Annotated in this window: 15 protein-coding genes and 1 pseudogene; 11 read left to right on the top strand and 5 right to left on the bottom strand. The window is 64.4% G+C overall.

All coding sequences use genetic code 11. The features are described 5' to 3' along the window. The first annotated feature begins 133 nt into the window (after positions 1–133). A complete protein-coding gene (locus tag AC1DWT_RS15275; RefSeq protein WP_477921240.1) occupies positions 134–1378 on the top strand; it encodes an IS256 family transposase in 1245 nt (414 codons plus the stop codon). A 350-nt stretch (positions 1379–1728) separates the two neighbouring features. On the opposite strand, the pseudogene AC1DWT_RS15270 reads toward AC1DWT_RS15275, so the two are convergent. Both AC1DWT_RS15270 and AC1DWT_RS15265 read right to left on the bottom strand, forming a co-directional pair. Continuing rightward, positions 1729–2431: pseudogene (locus AC1DWT_RS15270) on the bottom strand (ExeA family protein). A gap of 406 nt (positions 2432–2837) precedes the next feature. Then, positions 2838–4511: a GMC family oxidoreductase gene (locus tag AC1DWT_RS15265; protein WP_477921239.1), complete on the bottom strand. Its 1674-nt coding sequence runs from the start codon at positions 4509–4511 to the stop codon at positions 2838–2840. Between the two features lie 420 nt (positions 4512–4931). On the opposite strand from AC1DWT_RS15265, the gene AC1DWT_RS15260 reads away from it, so the two are divergent. The 7 genes from AC1DWT_RS15260 to AC1DWT_RS15230 all read left to right on the top strand — a co-directional run bounded on the left by AC1DWT_RS15260 (position 4932) and on the right by AC1DWT_RS15230 (position 12594). After that, complete coding sequence (locus tag AC1DWT_RS15260) at positions 4932–6539, top strand: class I adenylate-forming enzyme family protein (RefSeq protein WP_477921237.1); 1608 nt, start codon at positions 4932–4934, stop codon at positions 6537–6539. A gap of 77 nt (positions 6540–6616) precedes the next feature. Beyond that, complete coding sequence (locus AC1DWT_RS15255) at positions 6617–7735, top strand: thiolase family protein (protein ID WP_477921236.1); 1119 nt, start codon at positions 6617–6619, stop codon at positions 7733–7735. Between the two features lie 8 nt (positions 7736–7743). Further along, on the top strand, positions 7744–8169 hold the full coding sequence (locus AC1DWT_RS15250; RefSeq protein WP_477921234.1) for a Zn-ribbon domain-containing OB-fold protein: 426 nt from the start codon (positions 7744–7746) through the stop codon (positions 8167–8169). 89 nt (positions 8170–8258) lie between these two features. Next, the gene (locus AC1DWT_RS15245) at positions 8259–9110 is read left to right on the top strand and encodes a cyclase family protein (RefSeq protein WP_477921233.1); all 852 of its coding nucleotides are present in this window, start codon (positions 8259–8261) and stop codon (positions 9108–9110) included. A 188-nt stretch (positions 9111–9298) separates the two neighbouring features. After that, positions 9299–10306 carry an alcohol dehydrogenase catalytic domain-containing protein gene (locus AC1DWT_RS15240; RefSeq protein WP_477921231.1) on the top strand — a complete coding sequence of 336 codons (1008 nt, stop codon included), beginning with the start codon at positions 9299–9301 and terminating at the stop codon, positions 10304–10306. Between the two features lie 133 nt (positions 10307–10439). After that, positions 10440–11741, top strand: coding sequence for a cytochrome P450 (locus AC1DWT_RS15235; protein WP_477921229.1), 1302 nt, complete (start codon positions 10440–10442; stop codon positions 11739–11741). Positions 11742–11961: 220 nt separating this feature from the next. Next, the gene (locus AC1DWT_RS15230) at positions 11962–12594 is read left to right on the top strand and encodes a GntR family transcriptional regulator (RefSeq protein ID WP_477921228.1); all 633 of its coding nucleotides are present in this window, start codon (positions 11962–11964) and stop codon (positions 12592–12594) included. Positions 12595–13153: 559 nt separating this feature from the next. Here the strand turns inward: AC1DWT_RS15230 and AC1DWT_RS15225 are convergent. The 3 genes from AC1DWT_RS15225 to AC1DWT_RS15215 form a co-directional block, all read right to left on the bottom strand. Continuing rightward, positions 13154–13345, bottom strand: coding sequence for a ferredoxin (locus AC1DWT_RS15225; RefSeq protein WP_477921226.1), 192 nt, complete (start codon positions 13343–13345; stop codon positions 13154–13156). Positions 13346–13397: 52 nt separating this feature from the next. Further along, on the bottom strand, positions 13398–14576 hold the full coding sequence (locus tag AC1DWT_RS15220; protein ID WP_477921224.1) for a flavin reductase: 1179 nt from the start codon (positions 14574–14576) through the stop codon (positions 13398–13400). Between the two features lie 379 nt (positions 14577–14955). Next, positions 14956–15897, bottom strand: a complete 942-nt coding sequence (locus AC1DWT_RS15215; RefSeq protein ID WP_477921222.1) for a beta/alpha barrel domain-containing protein — start codon at positions 15895–15897, stop codon at positions 14956–14958. A gap of 249 nt (positions 15898–16146) precedes the next feature. Between AC1DWT_RS15215 and AC1DWT_RS15210 the strand changes: the two genes are divergently transcribed. From AC1DWT_RS15210 to AC1DWT_RS15200, 3 genes are all read left to right on the top strand, one after another. Next, the gene (locus tag AC1DWT_RS15210) at positions 16147–16656 is read left to right on the top strand and encodes a MarR family winged helix-turn-helix transcriptional regulator (protein WP_477921220.1); all 510 of its coding nucleotides are present in this window, start codon (positions 16147–16149) and stop codon (positions 16654–16656) included. 531 nt (positions 16657–17187) lie between these two features. After that, positions 17188–18216, top strand: a complete 1029-nt coding sequence (locus AC1DWT_RS15205; protein WP_477921219.1) for an LLM class flavin-dependent oxidoreductase — start codon at positions 17188–17190, stop codon at positions 18214–18216. A 37-nt stretch (positions 18217–18253) separates the two neighbouring features. Next, complete coding sequence (locus tag AC1DWT_RS15200; RefSeq protein ID WP_477921218.1) at positions 18254–19870, top strand: AMP-binding protein; 1617 nt, start codon at positions 18254–18256, stop codon at positions 19868–19870. The last annotated feature ends 11 nt before the right edge of the window (positions 19871–19881 follow it).

The following is a 19881-nucleotide window of genomic DNA, read 5'->3' as shown; positions in this document are numbered from 1 at the left end:
GGGGTTACGTCCACGATGATGGTGTACGAGCCGGATCTCGTACCAATGACCGGCGTGTCGTAACCGGACGAGAGACGGTCACCGCGTGATTCTTCGAGAGAGGTACCAACTCGACTCGACGAAAGAGCACGCGATGACCACTGCCCACGATATCGACCTGCATCAGATCCTGACCGACCGACTCACCGGCGCGAGCCCCGACCTGCTGCGCGAGCTGCTGACGATGTTCATCCACACCCTGATGGGCGCCGAAGCCGACGCGCTGTGCGGCGCCGGCTACGGACAACGCTCCGACGAGCGCACCAACTCCCGTAACGGATACCGGCACCGCGACTTCGACACCCGCGTCGGAACCCTCGACGTCGCCATCCCCAAACTGCGATCCGGTTCGTACTTCCCCGACTGGTTGCTCGAACGCCGCAAACGCGCCGAAAAGGCCCTGACCACCGTGGTCGCCACCTGCTACCTACTCGGCGTCTCCACCCGCCGGATGGACCGGCTCGTCGACACCTTGGGCATCACCAGCCTGTCCAAGTCGCAGGTCTCCGTCATGGCCAAGGAACTCGACACCCAGGTCGAGGCGTTCCGCAGCCGGCCGCTCGATGCCGGGCCATACACGTTCGTCGCCGCCGACGCCCTGGTGCTCAAGGTGCGGGAGAACGGTCGGGTGGTCAACGTGCACACCCTGGTCGCGGTCGGCGTCAACGCCGAGGGGTACCGCGAGATCCTGGGCGTGGATGTGACCTCGTCCGAGGACGGTGCCGGCTGGCTCGCATTCTTCCGCTCCCTCGTTGCTCGCGGCCTGTCCGGGGTGCGGTTGGTGACCTCCGACGCCCATGCCGGGCTGGTGGCGGCGATCGGCGCGACCCTGCCGGGCGCCTCGTGGCAGAGGTGCCGAACGCACTATTCGACGAACCTGATGACGGTGACCCCGAAGGCGTCGTGGCCTTGGGTGAAGACGTTGCTGCACTCGGTGTACGACCAGCCGGACGCGGATTCTGTTCATGCCCAATATGATCGGGTCATCAACGCACTAGCCGAGAAGCTACCGAAGGTCGCCAACCACCTCGACGCGGCACGACCGGACCTGTTGGCGTTCACCGCATTTCCGAAGCAGATTTGGAAACAGATCTGGAGCAACAATCCGCAGGAGCGCCTCAATAAGGAAATCCGCAGGAGAACCGATGTGGTCGGGATCTTCCCGGATCGTACCGCCCTGATCCGGCTCGTCGGGGCGGTTCTCGCCGAACAGCACGACGAGTGGATCGAGGGGCGCCGCTATCTCGGTCTGGACGTGCTGGCCCGCTCCCGCACCGACAACACCACCGACAGCAGCACCGAGTCCACCGAGGAGGTGACACCGGCCTTGACTGCCTGACTCACCCGACGAGGAGTCACGCGACGACGTCGTACACCACCTCCCTGGACTTGACCACCATTGGCTCGCCGGCGCCGGCCCGCTCCACCCTGCAGGGGGTGAGGGATCGCTGTTGTCGATCAACTGCTCCGGGGCCACGGGCCGCCCCAAGGGGATGGTGTACCACCACGGGGCGCGTTCCGGCAGGCTGTGGCGGTGTGGGCACACCCGGCTGAGCCCATCGAGTGTTGACCGGCACTCAGGATGAGCACGTCGGCGACGTTGACGGTGAGCGTGTGCGGGCCCGAAACGACGCCCTGCCTTGTTGTGCGTGGCGCGGTCGTTGGTGTTCGTGGTGTCGGGGTGCAAATTCAGTCTGCGGGGACCTCGGCGCGGGCTGCGCGTGGGGAGGATTCGTCGACAATGGCTTCGTCGGTGGCCATTACGGTGACGAGGGCTACCCCTCGAGGTCGGTGACCGTAGCCGCGACGGCGTAACGCGAAAACCGGTCCTCCGTCGGGCCAGCTTCAGGTGGTGTTCTAGGGAGACCCGGTCTCGCTCAGGGCCGGCATCGTGTAGCGCGGCCGATGCGTTGATAGAGCGCGGCGAGCACGCCGAGTTTCATCCGCCGGCGCAGTGTGGTTGTCCGACGAGCCGGGAGGCGAATGGGCTCGACGAGTCGACGTCGTCGTCGGTGAGCAGCGCAACGCTTCGAGCGGGTCGTGGCCGAGGCGGCGGCTTCCTCGAAGACGACCCCGGAGCGTCCCCGCTCGCCGAGTCCGTCGGCGGCCTGCGGGGCGTGGGTGGCGTGATGCACGAGCGGTCGCCGGCCGAGGGAGGCGACGCTGCAGTGGATACCGCGTAGGCCGACAGTGGGGGCAGGTAGATGACGCAGTGGGCTGCAATTGAGAGCGGCGCCGACCTCGCCGGTGATGGCCCGATGTGGCGTTCGGTGATGAACTAGCCGATGCGGGCAACCGCTTCGTTGTGGGCGCTGTGCCGGTGCAGCATGTCGGGGACGAGTTCGCGTCCGAACAGTGCGCGAGAGAAACCGAAGATCAGCGAGTCCATCATCACGGGATGGCATTCTCGCCGGTGTAGCGGTCGAGCTGGCCAAGGATCTGTCCGGCGCTGGAGAGGGCGCCGTAGCTGACGCCGCGGCCGGCTCGGCCGCCTGCGCGGTTGCGATGAGATTGGCGTAGTCGATGCCGCTGGGTTTCATTGCCGTCGCGTGAGTTTCGGGTTCGCTGTGATGTGATTGTCGCCCCACGAGTTCCGTCGGTGTGCCGTGGCGGCGGACCTCGATGCGGGTGAGATCGAACGGCTCGAATAGCAGCTCCACCCTGTGTCCCACGAGAGCGGCGTTCGACCGCAGTTCCACCGTCGCGGTCTTGGTCACGCGGGCGGTGTTCCTCCCAGAGGAACACCGCCATGAGTGCTGCTGTGACGGGCAGTGCCCGCGGGAGATCGACAGGGGGAGCTAGCCGACTAAGTGCCTGTCACGTTCGCCGAGGATGAGCCGTGACGCCTTCTCTCCGATGAGGACCGACGGGGCGTTGGTGTTCCCACTTGTCAGAGTCGGCATGACCGAGGCATCGGCGACGCGGACGCCTTGAACGCCTTTCACACGGAGTTGAGGGTCGAGTGCGGCAGTACTGTCGTCGGCGGCCCCCATCCGGATCGTCCCCACCCAGTGGGCTGCATTGAAGGTGCTCCCGGCGATATGATCAGCCCAGTCCTCGTCCGACTCGAGATGGCGAGTCGCGTCCGTCTCTTCGATCACGACCGGCTTCATGGCCGTCGTCTGGAACACCTCCCGCGCGCGGCGGGCCGCCGATATTGCGTTCGTGAGATCGCGGGGGTCGCCGTAGTAATCCAGCTCGATGCGCGGCATGTCTTCGAGCTGCGTCGACGTGATCGACACCGTACCTTCAGAACGGGGATGGAGCAGGCAGACATGGCAGTTCACCGCAGCATCGTCGGGGAGCGACACCTGGCGCTTGTCCTTGACCTCCGACGCGTCCATCGGTCGGTTCGACATGGTTGCCATCGGGGAGAACATGAACTGGAAGTCGGGCCACGGCGACCCAGGGTCGATTCTTCCGTAGGCGGTCGCGTGCGTCAGGCCTGCTGTGGCCGGACCCCGACGGTGGAGGGCGAACTCCGCGGCCCCGCGGAGCATGCCCACCGGGTTGAACTCCTGGTTCAAGGTTTTCTCGCGGACCCGGTAGGACAAGGTGAAGATCGGGTGCTCCTGGAGGTGGCGACCGATCATCGGGGCGTCCGCGACGACCCCGACGCCCAGCTGACCGAGCAGCTCGGCGTCGCCGACTCCCGACCGTTGCAAGAGCGCCGGGCTCCCGATCGCGCCGCAGCTGACGATCACCTCACGCCTGCAGTATGCACGACGTCGGCGGCCCCGAGAGAGGTATTCGACGCCGAGCGCCCGGTTACCGTCGAAGAGGATCCGCGACGCCTGTGCATGTGTTCGGACCGTGAGGTTTCCGTGGCGCCGGGCGGGTGCGACGTACGAACGACCAGTGCCGTTCCTCAAGCCATTCCGCTGCGAGAGCTGTCCCGGGCCCGCCCCGAACTGGTTCTCTCCGTTCACATCCGCAAGTTGCGTGAAGCCCGCCTCGTCCGTCCCAGCGAGCCAGTGCGAGACCATCGGGTGATTGACCCGCAGTGGGGAGACCGTCTGCGGACCTCCGCGTCCGCGCCATCTCGACGGCGGGCCTGTCCAGTCCTCGATGTCGCGCATAAGCGGCAGGAGGCTGTCGAAGTCCCATCCGGAAGCGCCCATCTCGGCCCAGCGGTCGTAGTCCGCCCGGTTGCCTCGGACCCACAACATCGCGTTGACGGAGCTGCTGCCGCCCAGGACCTTGCCCGCAGCCCACATGTCGCGCCGTCCCCGCCGCGTCGGGTCGGGCTCGGTGCCGTACTCCCAGTAGTTGTGGTGTGGCATCCAGAGAATGCCTGCAGGAATTTGGACGAAGGGCGAGATGTCGGTGCCACCGGCCTCCAAGAGGAGGACACGCGGTCGCTCGGCCGATGTGGCGAGGCGGTTGGCCACCACGGCGCCCGCGGAGCCGGCTCCGACCACTACGTAGTCGTAGGTCGCCTCATCGCTCCGCCTTGACGTTGATTGGTTCATGGACGTTGATTGGTTCATGGACGTTGATCGATTCACGAGGGCCTCAGATCTTGTATACGTTATCCAGTTATGGTCTACTAGACCCGTCATCGTCCGTCAAGGACGGCCGAACACAGCCCGGCAGTGAAGCCAGGTCTTCCTCCCCGGACGCTCGCTCACTGACAGGCAGAGGTGGCAGGGTGGCGTGTCGGAACGGAAATCGCCTACGGCCTTCCGCGCTCGTTCCGGCCGGTCGGCCCGACGTGCGCCACCGCGAACGAATCTTGCATCCAATCATTGCGCTCGCGGATCCGGAGCGTGCACAGCCCTCGCCGGCGTGCTTACCCCGCAGAACCCGCAGCCTAATCACGGAGGACCGCATTGAGTTTCATCTCGACCCCTGCACCGACAATCCCTTGGACGAGCCGAACCCTCGGCGAGTTGTTACGCGAAGTCGCGGGAAAGTACCCGGACAACGCAGCGCTGGCCTTCGGTGATCGCCGCCTGAGCTACCGACAGCTCGACGACTTGGTCGAAAAGGTTGCGGCGTCGATGAATCGCGCGGGTGTCCGACACGGTGATCGAGTCGCCGCCCTGCTCGGCAATCGTCCAGAGTGGGTGATCTCCTATCTAGCGGCAGCGAGGATAGGTGCCCTTTTCGTACCGTTGAACACCTGGCACAAGACCTCTGAGCTGCGCTGGGCGATCGCCAAGTGCGAGCCCGCCCTGGTGATCAGCGAGACCGACTTCCTCGGGCGAGACTTCACTGACGACTGGAAGCAGCTCGTACCGGAGCTCCTCGACCCACTGACAACGACCGGCAGCACCGAATTCCCCTCACTGAAGCGAGTCGTACTCCTCTCGGACGGGAACCTCGACAAAGGCAGCTGGCAGACATTCGTAGAGGAGGGACAAGGCTCCGATCTCGGTGAGGACAGCGAAGACTCCCAGCTCGGCCAGACGGATGCAGCCCTCGAGGACGACCCGGCGCTCCTGCTTTTCACCTCCGGCAGTACGGCTGAGCCCAAGGGTGTCGTCCTGCACCATCGCGGACTCGTCGAGAACGGCTTCAACATCGGCGAGCGGCGGAACCTCAACTCGACGGACCGCGTCTGGCTGGGGTCACCGCTGTTCTATGGGTTCGGATCAGAGAACTGCCTGATGGCCACTCTCACCCACGGTGCGACGCTGTACCTCCAGCTGAAGTTCTCGCCGAGCGACGCGATCGACCTGGTCGAACGGGAACGGTGCACTGTCTACTACGGCATGAGCAACATGACCCGACAGATCGTGGAGGATCCGACCTTCCGGCCCGAGCGCGTTGCCAGCCTGATCAAGGGCGCGGCAGGCATTTCCCCAGCGGAACGTCAGATCCTGATCGAACGCATGGGTGTTTCAGGGGCAAACACGTCGTATGGGGCGACTGAGGTGTACGGCAACTGCCTGGCTGGATACCCGGACGACAGTCTCGAACTCAAGCTCACCTCCTCCGGTGCACCACTTCCCGGATTCGAGTTCCGCATCGTCGACCCACACTCGCGCGAGATCCTGCCGCAAGGACAGGTCGGTCTCCTGCTGGTCCGCGGTTACACCACACCGGGCTACTACCGGGCCCCTGAGCTCACTGACGCAGCCTTCGACCGCGACGGCTTCTACGACACCGGCGATCTGGGCTACTTCGGCCCCGACGGCTATTTCTACTACTCATCCCGACTCAAAGAAGTCATGAAAATCGGTGGTATCAACGTCTCGCCGATCGAGCTCGAGCAACTCCTCCTGCAGAATCCCGGAGTAAGTAGTGCCGCCGTCCTAGGAGTCCCGGATGGGGATAGCGGCGAGGCAATCGTTGCCGTTGTCAGCACACTTCACGATATGGACGCTGAAGACGTTCGGGCCTATGTGCGCGAGCGCGCGGCGAAGTTCAAGGTGCCGCGACACGTACTCATCAAGAACGCCGATTGGATTCCGCGTACAGCCAGCGGGAAGGTAGCCAAGCCGCAATTGCTCGCCGCGGTCACCGAGGATCTGGCTGGACTGTCATGGTCTTGAGCCTCTCACGCGAACCCGTCTGTGTGGTCGGCGTCGGGACGAGTCGCGAATTCGGATTCGATCTGGGCCGGAGCCCCATGGCGCTCCAAGCCGAAGCCTTCGCCGCGGCACTCGACGACAGCGGACTCGGCAGAGCGGACGTGGACGGATACACCACCGCGACCGGATCACCCACCGGCGTCGACTACGAGGAGTTCATCGCAGCGGCCGGGCTCAAGTGCCGCTTCGTCGACCAGGCTTGGGCACATGGTCGGTGGGCTGCAGGTTCAGTCGCCCACGCCACCCTCGCCATCCTGTCCGGTATGGCGGACGTGGTGGCGGTGATCAACACCAACACGACACGTCGGGGATACGCGAAGCATCTGGCCGCACTGGGCGGCTCCCATACTCGCGAAGGTCTTCGGGACTTCGGCGGCGGGCATGGCGAGTGGTCCGTACACGGGATGGACACACCCGGTGTCGCGACAGCCATGGTCGCGCAGAGGTATATGGACAAGTACGGCGCCACCGAGGATGACCTCAGCCGCATTGCTTGTGCATTCCGTGAGAACGCAACCAATAACCCCATGGCGACGATGCGCGAGAAGCACATGGACGCGGATGCATACATAAGGGAGCCACGCATCGCCGGCCCATTTCGGCGAGCCGACTTCTCGTTGACCACCGAAGGATCCACCTGTCTGCTCCTCGCCAGTCAGGACCGCGCACGGGATCTCAGATCGACCCCCGTGGTCGTCGCGGGCGCCCAGAGCATCCGTGCAGACAGAGACAGCTATGTCATGTTCTCGCGTCCCGGACTGGGTGTCGGATTCGGCGGCGACTTCCCGTACATCGCTGAGGAGCAGCCCGTCTACAGAATGGCCGGAGTGAGCCAAACTGATGTCGACGGTCTGTATATCTACGATGCTTTCAGCAGCAATGTCTGGACGACTGTTGAGCGCTTCGGCTTCTGTGGCGAGGGCGAGGCCCCCCACTGGGTCAAGGACGCGGGCATGACCATCGGCTCTCCCGTCGTCGTCAACAGCAACGGTGGCCTCATGTCCGAGGGACACTTCTCCGGTTATGCCCACCTGGTCGAGATGGTCAGGCAGTTACGGGCGGAGGGCGGGCCGCGCCAGATAGCGGACGCTCAGGTCCTCCAATGGATGAGTCCCTGGGGTGACTCGCTTATCTTCACATCCGATCGCGACCGGTAGGAATTACGATGCCTCAATCATTGAAAGCCCTTGGGCAGTACCACGGACCCGTGCCGCCGATCCACCCCGAAACCGCGCGCCACTGGTCCAGCCTGAAAGAGGGACGACTCGAGCTGCAGCGGTGCACGAGCTGCCGCGAGGTCCGGTTCCCCCTTGCCCCGATGTGTTGGCTGTGCTCGTCGCCCGCCTGGGAGTGGGTGGAGGTGGACGGCGACGGGACCGTCTCGAGTGCGATCATCATCCACCGTGCCCTGGGTGACCAGGCGTGGGCGTCCGAAATCCCCTTCACGGTCGCGCTCGTCGACCTCGCCTGCGGCGTGCGTCTACCCGGCCGTGTCGTCGGCGAAGGCGACGTCGGCCGCGGCGCGGCGGTCAAAGCCGGCTTCTTCGAGACCGATGGCTTCGGAGTCCTAGGGTTCGAGATGGTCGCATGATTCCCCGCTACTCCGAGCTTCCATTCGTCGAGGGCACGACGGAAAGGCATGCCTGGGACGTCTGGGGCCGAAAGGACCAACTCGGGTCCATGAACCGGCTTCAGCCCGCGCAGATCGCCACTGCCGCCGCAAGTGTGAAGGAGGGACTCGTCGTCCCGCTCGCATTGCCGCTGGGCGAGCCGGACCCCGGAATCTTCCCACGACGCACACCCTTCGAGCACGTGGTGGAGCGAGGCCGCACGGGCCGTGACGACCGCCTCGACAACCTACATTTGCAATTCTCCAGCCAGTGGGACGGACTGCGCCACATCACATTCCGCGGACACGGCTACTGGGGTGGGCGCACGGAAGACGATCTCGACACCACGCGCGACATCGGAATCGATCACTGGGCGTCAGTCGGGCCCATCGGCCGCGGCGTCCTCATCGACGTAGCCGCTCATCTGCACAAGCAGGGCAAGTCGATCGATCAACGTAGCCGCTTCGAGATCACCCCGGAACTCATCGACGAGGTGGCGACAGAGCAGGGCACAACCTTCCGCGACGGTGACTTCTGGATCCTCCGAACCGGATGGATGGAGTGGTACCTGACACTTGATCTCGAAGAGCGACAGGCCATGCGGGGCGAGGTCGGCAAGAGCCTGCACTGCCCCGGTCTGGAGTCCTCATGCGCCATGGCGGAGATGCTTTGGGACCGAGGAGCCGTCGCCGCCGCCGCCGACAACATCTCTGTCGAGGCTATGCCGGTGCTCAAGGAGAAAGGGTTTCTGCATCACAGGCTCATTCCGCTCCTCGGTATGGGACTCGGTGAGTTCTGGTACCTGAAGGATCTGGCCGACGCGTGTGCGGCGCTGGGCCGCTGGGAGTTCCTTTTGAGCGCGGGCGTCCTGCGTGTGCCCTGCGCGGCAGGCAGTCCCGCTGTCGCTCACGCGATCCTTTAGGCGCGGAAGGATGGACATGAGGGCAATTCAGTGCAGCAGGATCCAACGGTCTTGGGGCTACGCTTCGGCGATTTCCCCACAACGGATCTGGCACCAATAGCGAAGAAAACTCATCCAACACGAGTCGCATTTTCAGCACATGCCACTTCAATCACATGAGACACGCTCTTAGCCGCGGAAGGATGGACATGAGGGCAATTCAGTACAGCAAGATCGGGGATCCAACGGTCTTGGGGCTTGTGGATCTCCCGACACCGAGCGCCGAAATGACTCAGGTCGTCGTCGAGGTCGAGGCCTGCGGCGTCTGTGGGCACGACACGGCCGACCGCACCGGGCAGCTTCGTGGGCCCGTGCCCCGGATCCTCGGCCACGAGATCGCCGGTCGAGTTGTCGAGATCGGCCGCGCTGTGACCGGTATAGAGGTCGGCCAGCGCGTCATCACCCGCCAGACGACCTCCTGCGGGCGCTGTCTTGAGTGCCGTTCCGGTCGAGAGCTCTGGTGCAAATCGCGGACGTTCGTCTACGGAGGCAATGCCGAGTTCGTCGCACTCGAGCACCAATGGCTCCTCCCGATCCCCGACAATCTCGACTCCGTATCAGCGTCGGTCGTTTCTTGCGCGGTGGGATCAGTTCTGCAGGCGTTGCGCGAGGTCGCACATGTCAAGCCTGGTGAGAACGTCGTCGTGACCGGTGCCGGTGGCGGGCTCGGCCTCCATGCACTTCAAGTTGTCGCAGCCTTGGGCGCAAGAGCCATCGCCGTGACTTCCTCAGCGCATAAGTCGGACCTGTTGCGCGCGAACTGCGCCGACGAAGTCTTGATCTCCTCGAAGGAGCTTGCTCAGGAAATTCTGGATGTTACGGACGGGAGAGGGGCGGAGGTCGTACTCGACAACGTCGGTCATCCTGATGTCTTTAGTGCCTGCTTTCGTGCAACCGCACCGCAGGGCCGCTATGTCCTTACCGGCCAGATCGAGAGCAGGAAAGTGTCCTTTCATCCCGCCTTCGTCTTCGGGAAGGAGGTGGCGATCCTCGGATCGAACTCCACGTCGATGGCTACCTTCATGCGCGCTCTCGATCTCGTCGCGGAGAAGAAGGTCCGCCCCGTGACCCAGACGTTCCCGCTCGCGGAGGCGGCGGAGGTGCACACCCGGATGGAGACGGGCGGAATCACCGGTCGTGCTGTCCTCACGCCCTGATCGAGCCGGCGGGTGCTCAGCCCCTTCTGATGCCTAGCAACGACGAACCAGACACCACATCACCGCAGTTGTGGAGAAGCCGAGCACAGGTCAACTGACCGACTCGGCCGCCACACAGACCCGAGGAGCATCGATGACATCCGACAACTCAGTCGACACAGCCGAAACTGTTGCCCACCCCGACCTCGACAATTTCAGCCTCGCAGAACCCGACTTCCTAAAGTGCCCCTACCCCTTCTACGAAGAGATTCGCAACCAAGGCGAGGTCTACCGGATCCCAGGGACGCTCAACTACATCGTCGCGCGGGACGACCTAGTGCGTCAGGTCCTCAGTGATCCCGAGCATTTCTCATCGGCCGTCGGAACCCCGGCGACTCCGGCGTCCGAGGCGGTGCAGTCCCGGCTAAAGGAGATCCGCGCCGGGGGCTGGGAGCGAACGCCGACGATGATTCTCGGCGATCCGCCGGACCAGACTCGGGAACGGCGGATCATCACCCCGTTCGTGACCGCTCGCGCGGCCGACGGGCTGCGTCCTGAGATGGAGCGCATCGTCGCCGAGTTGCTCGACTCGGTGAGCTCGGAGGAGATCGTGGACTTCAACAACGCCGTCTCGATCCCCTTCTCGGTCAAAGTGATCTGTCGCGTGCTCGACACGGCCGAGGACATGTGGGAGACGGTCCTCAAGTGGACTGACGCCGACTCTGCGGCCTATGGGGTGTTCCTCAGCGATGAAGAGCGAATCCAGAACGAGATGACGATTGTCGAGATGCAGCAGTACTACGTGAACAAGGTGCACGAGCTGAGAGAAAGGCCGAAGGAGAACCACGTCCTCTCAGCCCTCGCGCACGCTCGGGTGCCGGACCCGCAGAGGCCGGGCTCCGAGGCCTACCTCGACGATTCCGTGGTGGCCGAGATGGCACGTCAGATCCAGACCGGTGGGAACGAGACCTCGCGGAAGTACTTCTGCGACATGATGCTCCTCCTAGCCGATCATCCGGCGGAGTGGGAGGCCTACCGACGGGATCGCAGCCGCGGCAGCCAGTTGATCGAGGAGACGCTGCGGATGTCCACGCAGCTGCAGTCGAGTTTCCGTGTGGCTCGTGAGGGGGCGAAGATCGGGGGAGCCGAGATCCCGGACGGTGCGGTCGTGATGCCGTTCTTCGGGTCGGCCAACCGTGATCCGCAGCGTTTCGAGTGCCCGGCGGAGTTTCGTCCGGGGCGGGAGAACGGTTCGCAGCATCTGACGTTCAGCCATGGTCTGCACACCTGCCCGGGGAACACGATCGCGCGTGTGGAGGCGGACGTCTTGCTGAACCTGTTGGCGGATCGGTGGGAGAAGTTCGAAGTTGTCGATCGCGACAAGATCGAGTATGAGCCCAGCTTCATGATCCGCAGTATCAAAGAGTTCCGCCTTCGCCCTACGCTGGCACCCTGACCTGTCGTCGGTAGTCGTCCCGAGGGAGGGTGCTGTCCAGAGAGCCTCCGCAATTCCAAGCTCGTTGCCCGTGAGTGTGTTCCGATGACGTACTCATCCCGGATGGCTCAGTCTCTGGCCTCGGCGCGGTGCTAGGTGACGTCGCCCTGATACCTTATACAATAGGTCGGAGTGGAGGGATGCGGCTATGTCTGTGAGCCGAAAGGTTGACCGCAAGGTGATGAGCGCCGAGATCATCGAAAGTACCAAGATGATGATCTTCGATGGCTCGTTGAAGGGCGGCCAGCGCATCCCGCAGGAGGCGCTCGCTGAGAAGCTCGGCGTCAGCCGAGTTCCTGTCCGTGAGGCACTGATCGCTTTGGAGTCGGACGGACTCGTCGCCTCGGTACCGCATCGAGGGATGTACGTGGTACCGATTCGAGCCGAAGACGTCAGAGACCATTACACGATCTACGGAATGGTGCAGGGGTTGGCAGCTGCCGGCGCTGCGCGTCGAATGCCCGCAGAAAGCTTGGTGCGGCTGGAGGAACTGTTACAGCAGATGCGTGAGGTTGAGGACCAGGACGTACTGAACGACTTGCACTGGCAGTTTCACGCGCTTGTGAACCGATCCGGCGGGAGCCAGCGCACTCGCTCTGTCTTGAGGCAACTCGCCCGCAACCTCCCGCGCGAGATTAGCGTCCTTGCCGCCGCGGTCCCGGTGGTGGAGGCCAATCGTCAACACGGAATACTCGTCGAGGCAATCAAAGCCGGTGATCCCGTCCTGGCCGACTACATCAGCCGCGAACACGTCCGCGCAGAAGGGGAACAAGTTGTCGCGACGCTCGCCGAGCGTGGTGTACTCGTAGAGTAGCGGCGCCCCGCACCGAGCGCTTCCGGCGCCCGTCAGCCCGAGTCCGACACCGTTGCCGGCAACGGTGTCGTGGTTTCTGCGCATGCCCACGGCGGTCTGGGCACCGCGGCCCATCAGGATCCACACGCTGCGATTGTTGCCATTCGACTGGACCAGCCACTGTGTCACATAGACCACGCCGCCGCCGTAAGTGGTGACAGCGATGTTGTACGCCACCAGCCCGTCCCCCCGCATATTCACCGGGAGCAGCCCGACGTAGCTGATCGGGCGACGCCGGAGTGGACCGACGGACCGGCGGCAAGCAGCAACGCCTCTCCTGCGGCCTGCCCAGATATTCGACTGCTGGTCAGGCCGCATCACACGTGGATACGAGCAGGATGGCCCCGGCCGTCGCGAAGAGCGCTGCGGGTCGACCGACACGGTCCGACAGGCGGACGCCCAGGATTCCCAGCCGTTTCCAGCAGCGCTACGCAGTGTCCAAGCGTGATGCGGGGTCTCACTACAGAGTTCCGGCATCCGTCGATAACTCGCCTGCTTCCACGAAGCACGAAGATTGAGGCTAGTCGCGGATGTCCAAGGCTTGGGTGGGGCATTGATCGACGGCGTCCTGCATGACGTCGCGTTTGTCCTCGGGCGGGTGTTCGAGGAGGAGGTGTACGACGCCGTCGTCGCCGACTTCGAAGACCTCTGGGTCCAGTCCCTCGCACACGCCGTGTCCGGTGCAGAGGTTGTGGTCGACGCAGATCCTCATGGAGGGCCTCCTTCAGCTGTGGGCTTATCGGTGTCGAGTAAGGGTTCGGTGGTCATCGTGAGGTATCCGCGTCGGCTGCCAGCCGGGTGCTCACCTCGTGTGCGGCGGCGAGCAAGACGTCCCGCTGGCGAGCGACCTCTCGCCAGGACGAGGTTGCTGGGAATCCGTAGATAGTCAGCATGAGGACAACGTCTCCATGCGGGTCGAAGACGGGGACGCTGACGTCCCGGACCGGGTACAGCGCGTCCTCGCATAACTCGGGGGTCTCGTACTCGTCGCCGAGTTCGCGGACGAGGCGCTCCGCCGACCGGCGTTGTTGCATCGTCGGTGTCAGGGGGAACTGGCGGAGCGTGGTCTGCAAGCTGCGGCGGGAGGGGCTGTCCATGCCGACCGACCAACCGCGCTGACGGACTCGTTCCAGGCTGGCGAGCTGATCCGCGCGGGCGACAGGACTCGCAGTGTCCGGTAGGCGGTCGACCCAGGCGTCGGCGTCCGAAGGCGACCAGGCGACCAGTGGCGCGCCGAGCGGCGGGACGAACGGGAACCGCTGCCCCACCCGGGTGGGCGGTCGTTGTCCGCCGGGACGGCCGGTGCTCGCCATGACCACAAGCTCGTCGCCGACGATCGCGGTCGCCAGGCACTCCAGGTCTGTCTCGGCTGCGGTGCGTTCCATTGCGGGCCGGGCCAAGTCCACCAGGCGAAGGTGACCTACGAGGTCTGGTTCGGGAGGTGCGCCGAGCGATGGCGGCGAGAATTGTCCGTATCCACCCTGGAAGAAGATCAGTGGAAGGAGGTCGCCGGCCCCGGCGAGGTCCAGCACTCGGCCGAGCACCACCTGATGGTCTCCCGCGTCGGTGATCGCCTCGATCGAGCAGTCGATCCAGGCCACTACGCCATCTAGGCGGGGGGCCCCGGTGGGTCCGGGTGTCCAAGAGATGCCGGAGAATTTGTCGGTGCCCCGAGCGGCGAAGGAGCGACAGATCGGCTCTTGCTCGGCGGCCAGCACATTGACGCAGAAGTGCCCGGCCCGCTCGATCTGCGGGAAGGTGCTCGATGTCCGGGCGGGAAGAAATCCTACGAGGGGAGGGTCGAGCGAAACCGAGGTGAACGACCCGACAGCCATACCGATCGGTTGGCCGTTCTCTCCCAGCGAGGTGATGACGACGACCCCGGTGGGCACGTGCCCGAGCACGCGACGAAATTCGTCCGGGTCGATGAGGCCGCCGGTCATGCGCTGACTGTCTCTGGTCTCGAAGTCATGTCGGTCTTGCCTTTCTTCTAGGAAGACTTTCTCGATAAGTCGAGTTGGTGTCCGATCTGGTCGCGCTCGGGTCGTAGGTACTGGAGGCTGGATGATCACTCGTGGCGGTGCACGCTCGGATCTGTGAGAATGGCTGCGCCCGTGTCGCATTCGGGCGTCGACGATTATGCCGAGCTTCTCAATCACGTCGCTGGCTTCACATCGTTCGTGGCCATGACGAGGTTAATCTCGTCCTCTCGTTGCGGACCACCGGCCACCGCGACCATCCCGCCGGCGGGATGGGTCGCGGCACAGCCGCAATCAGTTCTCGGTCGAGCTCACTCAGTCATCCGCGGCCATCCCTTCCGGGTCATTGGCTCCACTGAAAGGTGCCGGTTCGTGCCACCTCGCCCGCGCCGGTGGGAACGGCGCCGGCTGTGCGGACAAAGCCCTTTGACGGCACACTCAGTGCCGTCTCCAGCCAGTTCGCCGTATCGATCAACTCCGGCAGGTCGATGCCGGTCTCGATGCCCATCAGATTGAGCATCTGGACAAGGTCCTCGGTACACACCCCGCCGCCTGGTGTGCCCTGCATCGCGGGATGCCCGCCGCTGCCTCCCAGGGCGGTGTCGATGTTGATGACCCCGGCTTCGAGTGCGGCCACGACGTTGGCCATGCCCATGCCACGTCCGTCGTGGATCTGGACCGTGAGTTCTTCCATCGGGACGTGCTGTGCCGCGGCTTCGATGAGGTCGTGGGTCTGCGGGGGGGCGGCATAGCCGGTGGAATCTGCCAGGATCCAGCGGGTAACCCCGATGTCGACCAGGCGGCGGGCGAGCGGCGCGAGGTCTTGCGGTCCGCGGGCCAGTCCGGTAGGTCCGCCCCAGGCGAAAATGATGTACGTCCCCAGGGTGATCCCGGCGGCGTCGGCCAGCGACCTCATCTGTTCCAGGTCGGCCAGTGACTGCGTGGTGGAGCGGCCGATGTTGTCTTGGGCGAACCCGTCATCGGCGGACAACAGGAACCAGGCGACGTCGGCGCCCGCATCGACGGCGCTCTGCAGGCCCCGAATATTGCCGACGCAGCACTCGAGGGACAGTCCAGGCGTCCGGTCTATCCGGGCGAAGACGTCGGCGGCGTCGGCCAGTCCGGGCACGAGGTCGGGACGGACGAACGATGACACCTCGATGGCGGGCACGCCGGCCCGGATGAGGCGGTTGATGGTCTCGACCTTCTGCGCGGTCGTCGCCGGGTGGGCCTGGAAAGCGAGCCGGGGAGCGACGTCGCGGATGCGGATTCGGCGAGGTGTCATGAGCGGGGCCGCTCGAGTTCGCATATCGCCAGGGGCCGCACGCGGCCTGTGAACAGTTCGATCATGTGCGCTCTCACCATCGTTGCAGGAATGTAAGCATGCTGACGTTATCACCGTATGCTTAGCAGATCAACCATTTATGAGATAGCCTGGGGCGGGCCCTCGGTTGACGAGTGGGCCGGTCGTACTGGCCCCAGCGAGGCTGATTGGCGGCCGTCACGAAAGGGCGCATAGAACAAAATGCACGAGTTGGAGATTGACACGGTGGGCGAGACCGGGCGCGGTCCGCTGACGGTCGCCGCGGGCGCGCACAGGCCACCCGTGGACGGGCTTGCCTATATCTCGGATGCCGTGTTCCGGCTCGAGCGGGCAATCGCCAAGATCGGGGCGCAGCGGCTTCGCCCGTGGAACATGACGCTGTCCAGCTATGCCGCACTGCGCATCCTGGAGCGCCAGCCCAATCTGTCGCTGGCGCAGCTCTCCCGGCGCTGCTTCGTCAAGCCTCAGACTATGACGCGGATCGTCGCCGAGTTGGAACGTCGCGGCTATGTCCAGCGTGGGCCGAACGAGGACAGCCTGCGGGCCGTGTCGCTCACGTTGACCGCTGAGGGCGTCAAGGCGGCCCACGGTATGGCAGCCGAGGTGGAGAAGATTGAAGAGACCCTCGGCGCCAGTCTGACGCCGCCCGAAGTCGCTCACTTTCATGCTCTGATTCGGGAACGCGCCGCGCTTATCGAGGCGGAGATCAAGACGCTGTAGGCGTCACTCCGTCTGGCACGCGACCGACCTGCCGACAACCGAATCGGTCGCATGACGCTCGGGGGGATCCCGACCTCGCTCGTTTTGCCCGTTGGTGATCGTCTTGGTCATTGGCTCGGCGCCTTTGTGATCGCGGACGGCGGCTTCCCGTCGTCGTCGATCCGGCGGTCTTCGGCGACGCTGTCGCCTTCCTTGGTGCGGAACCCGCATGAAATCAGTGCGGTTTCATCTGCCTGCTCGCCGGAGTTGTACGGTCCTCGGCCCACGGCCCCTCGGCCGCCCGCCTTCGTGCATCGCCGCACCGTCCAGGTTTCCTGGATCGATTCTGGGATCGCCTCCGCTGGCAATGGCCGGCAGGTTCGCGCCGATCGAAGTCCCACACCCCGGGAGAGTGCCGGTCGGCCAGGCATTCGAATGGCTGTGATCTGGACTTGAAAGATTTACCAAAAGTAATCGGGGTCACTCTATTGACCGGATGTAAGCACGCTGGTTAGGCTTCAGCAAGCTTACAAATAAGGGAGAGTCGTCCTGATGGTCAAATTTTTCACCGGGCTTCAGCCGCTCGAGGTTGGTGTCAACGACGTCGCAGCCTTCGACAAGGCTATCGAGTCGCTCGACGGAGTCGAGGCGATCGACGAGGTCCTCATCGGCTACTCGTCGATCTGGCCCCACAACCACGCGACCGTGCCATACCTGCTTGGACGCAGCTCGCGCCTGTCGCCCATCCTCGCCCACCGGCCCGGAGTCATGCACCCGACCGCAGCGGCGCGGCTTTTCGCCACGCTCGACGTGCTCGGCGGCGGTCGACTGTCGCTCAATATCGTGAGCGGCGGGTCGGACAAGGACCTCGCCCGCGAGGGCGACTACACCGAGAAGAGCGCTCGTTATGCCCGAGCTGTGGAGTACGTCGACCTTCTCAAGCGCACTTGGGCCGCCGAGGAATCCTTCTCTTTCGAGGGCACCTTCTACCGAGCCGAGAACATCCACCCGCTGATTCGACCGGTCAAGGGCCACGTGCCGATCTACATGGGCGGGGAGAGCGACGAAGCGGTGGACTTCGGCGCCCAGCACGCCGACATCTACATGCTGTGGGGCGAGCCCCTCGCTGGCACCCAGGAACGGGTCGACCGGGTCCGCGACATCGCTACACGCACTTACCGCCGTGAAATCGAATTTTCCCTGAGCCTGCGCCTGTTCCTCGGTGAGACGGACGAAGAGGCGTGGGAGAAAGCGCGGGCGGTGGAGCAGGAGATCATCGCCGCCCAAGGATCGAACAAAATCCTGCGTTCGTCATCGACCGACACCTCGGTGGGTCGCCAGCGGGCCTTGGCCCTGGTTGATCAGGAACTCCACGACGACTGCTTCTGGACGGGGCTGACCAACTTGCTGGGCGGATTCGCCAACTCCCAGGCCCTAGTCGGGACCCCGGACCGGGTCCTGGAGAGCCTGCGCCGCTACACGGAGCTGGGCATCGGCACGTTCCTGATTACTACCGGCACGGAGGCGGAGTGGAGCCCCGAGCTGATCCCGTTCTTGGAGCGGGCGAAGAAAGAACTGTGACAAGAACGGCCAGGACGAAGAGGGCGAAGAGAACAAAATGAGTGAACGTGATCTGTGGGATCTCGGCGGCGGCACTGTCGGCGGGCTGCTGGCAAGGCGCGCGGCGGAAAACCCGAACAAGGTAGCCATCATCTGTGGTGAGGACCGCTTCACCTACGCAGAGCTCGACGCCGTCGCCACCAGAGTGGCGCAGGGGCTGCGGGGGACGGGCGCACGCTTCGGTGACTCGATCGGAATGTTTCTGACCAACCGAACAGAATTTCTCACCACTTGGTTGGGCTTGTCCCGCGCGGGAATGGTCCAGGTGAGCGTGAACACCGCCTATAAAGGCACCTTCCTGGAGTACTCATTGGACAACCCCGATGTCCGAGTGCTGGTGACCGAGTCGAGGCTTGCCCCCGCCCTTGCGGCGCTGGAGAAGTTGCCGGCCTCGGTGGAAACCATCGTCTTCGTCGATGAGGTCCCGCCCGACTACCCCGCCCGCGACCAGCGAGTGATGTCGTGGTCCGAGATGCTCGATCTGGGCGATCCCGATGATGAGATGCCCACGGTCGCACCGCACGACATCTGCGCGATCCAGCTCACCTCCGGGACCACCGGCAAGAGCAAAGGGGTTGTGGTCTCCCAACTCTGGGGAGTGGTCGCAGCACGGGAGGGCATGGTGGCACTGGGCACGACACCGCGCGACGTGCTTTACACCTGCCTCCCGATGTTCCACGGGGCGGCGCAATTCAACATCTGTCTGCATGCGATCTACGCAGGCGCGACCGCCGTACTGGCCCCGAGGTTCTCGGCGAGCAACTTCTGGAACGAGATCATCGAGCACGAGGTCACCTTCTTCAACGCGTTGGGCTCGATGCTTCCCGCGTTGCTGGCACAGCCGCCGTCGGACCGGGACCGGGCGCACCGCGTCACTCGCATCTTCGCCGCCCCGGCGCCGGGCCCGACACTGTTTCCATTCGAGAGCCGGTTCGGTGTCCGTGTGATCGAGGGTTACGGCCTCACCGAAACCAAGATGATGACCTACAGCCCGCTCGAGGGCCGGAAGGTCGGTTCGATGGGCAAACCCACCGCGAGCTCTATCGTCGAGATCCACGACGACTTCGGCAACCCGGTACCGCACGGCTCCGTCGGCGAGATCGTCTACCGGCCGCGCATGGCCCATGTGATGTTCAGCCACTACTACGGCAACCCCGAGGCGACCCTCGAGGCGACCCGGGGCCTGTGGTTCCACACCGGCGACCTGGGGTATCAGGACACCGACGGATTTTTCTATTTCGTCGACCGGAAGAAGGACGCCTTACGCCGTCGTGGGGAGAACATCTCCTCCCAAGAAGTAGAGGCGGTACTCGCGTCCTACGCCGGGGTGCTGGAGGCAGCCGCTGTCGCGACTCCCTCGGAGCTGGGTGAGGACGAGATTCTCGCCGTGCTCGAGACCGGAGGTGCCGAACTCGATCTTGAAGACCTCTTCCGCCACTGTGACGCGCGACTGCCCCATTTCATGGTCCCGCGCTTCTTCCTGGCAGTCCTCGAGCTACCGCGCACCCCCAACAACAAGGTTCAAAAGGTACTCCTGCGCCAGGAGGGCCGCGCCGATGGAACGTGGGACGCCCAGCAGGCGGGCTTCGTGCCCACTCGACAGGTCGGTAAGTGATGCGCGACTTC

Source organism: Rhodococcus sp. P4_B6 (assembly GCF_056402215.1).
The sequence above is the reverse complement of the archived record's forward strand: the minus strand, read 5'-3'. Positions and strand labels throughout refer to the sequence as shown.

Coding starts and splice junctions, on each gene's coding strand:
- AC1DWT_RS15255 (WP_477921236.1), top strand. CDS start 6,617: ATGGCGCTCCAAGCCGAAGCCTTCGCCGCGGCACTCGACGACAGCGGA.
- AC1DWT_RS15240 (WP_477921231.1), top strand. CDS start 9,299: ATGAGGGCAATTCAGTACAGCAAGATCGGGGATCCAACGGTCTTGGGG.
- AC1DWT_RS15220 (WP_477921224.1), bottom strand. CDS start 14,576: ATGACCGGCGGCCTCATCGACCCGGACGAATTTCGTCGCGTGCTCGGG.
- AC1DWT_RS15265 (WP_477921239.1), bottom strand. CDS start 4,511: ATGAACCAATCAACGTCAAGGCGGAGCGATGAGGCGACCTACGACTAC.
- AC1DWT_RS15275 (WP_477921240.1), top strand. CDS start 134: ATGACCACTGCCCACGATATCGACCTGCATCAGATCCTGACCGACCGA.
- AC1DWT_RS15200 (WP_477921218.1), top strand. CDS start 18,254: ATGAGTGAACGTGATCTGTGGGATCTCGGCGGCGGCACTGTCGGCGGG.
- AC1DWT_RS15235 (WP_477921229.1), top strand. CDS start 10,440: ATGACATCCGACAACTCAGTCGACACAGCCGAAACTGTTGCCCACCCC.
- AC1DWT_RS15225 (WP_477921226.1), bottom strand. CDS start 13,345: ATGAGGATCTGCGTCGACCACAACCTCTGCACCGGACACGGCGTGTGC.
- AC1DWT_RS15245 (WP_477921233.1), top strand. CDS start 8,259: ATGAACCGGCTTCAGCCCGCGCAGATCGCCACTGCCGCCGCAAGTGTG.
- AC1DWT_RS15250 (WP_477921234.1), top strand. CDS start 7,744: ATGCCTCAATCATTGAAAGCCCTTGGGCAGTACCACGGACCCGTGCCG.
- AC1DWT_RS15230 (WP_477921228.1), top strand. CDS start 11,962: ATGAGCGCCGAGATCATCGAAAGTACCAAGATGATGATCTTCGATGGC.
- AC1DWT_RS15205 (WP_477921219.1), top strand. CDS start 17,188: ATGGTCAAATTTTTCACCGGGCTTCAGCCGCTCGAGGTTGGTGTCAAC.
- AC1DWT_RS15215 (WP_477921222.1), bottom strand. CDS start 15,897: ATGACACCTCGCCGAATCCGCATCCGCGACGTCGCTCCCCGGCTCGCT.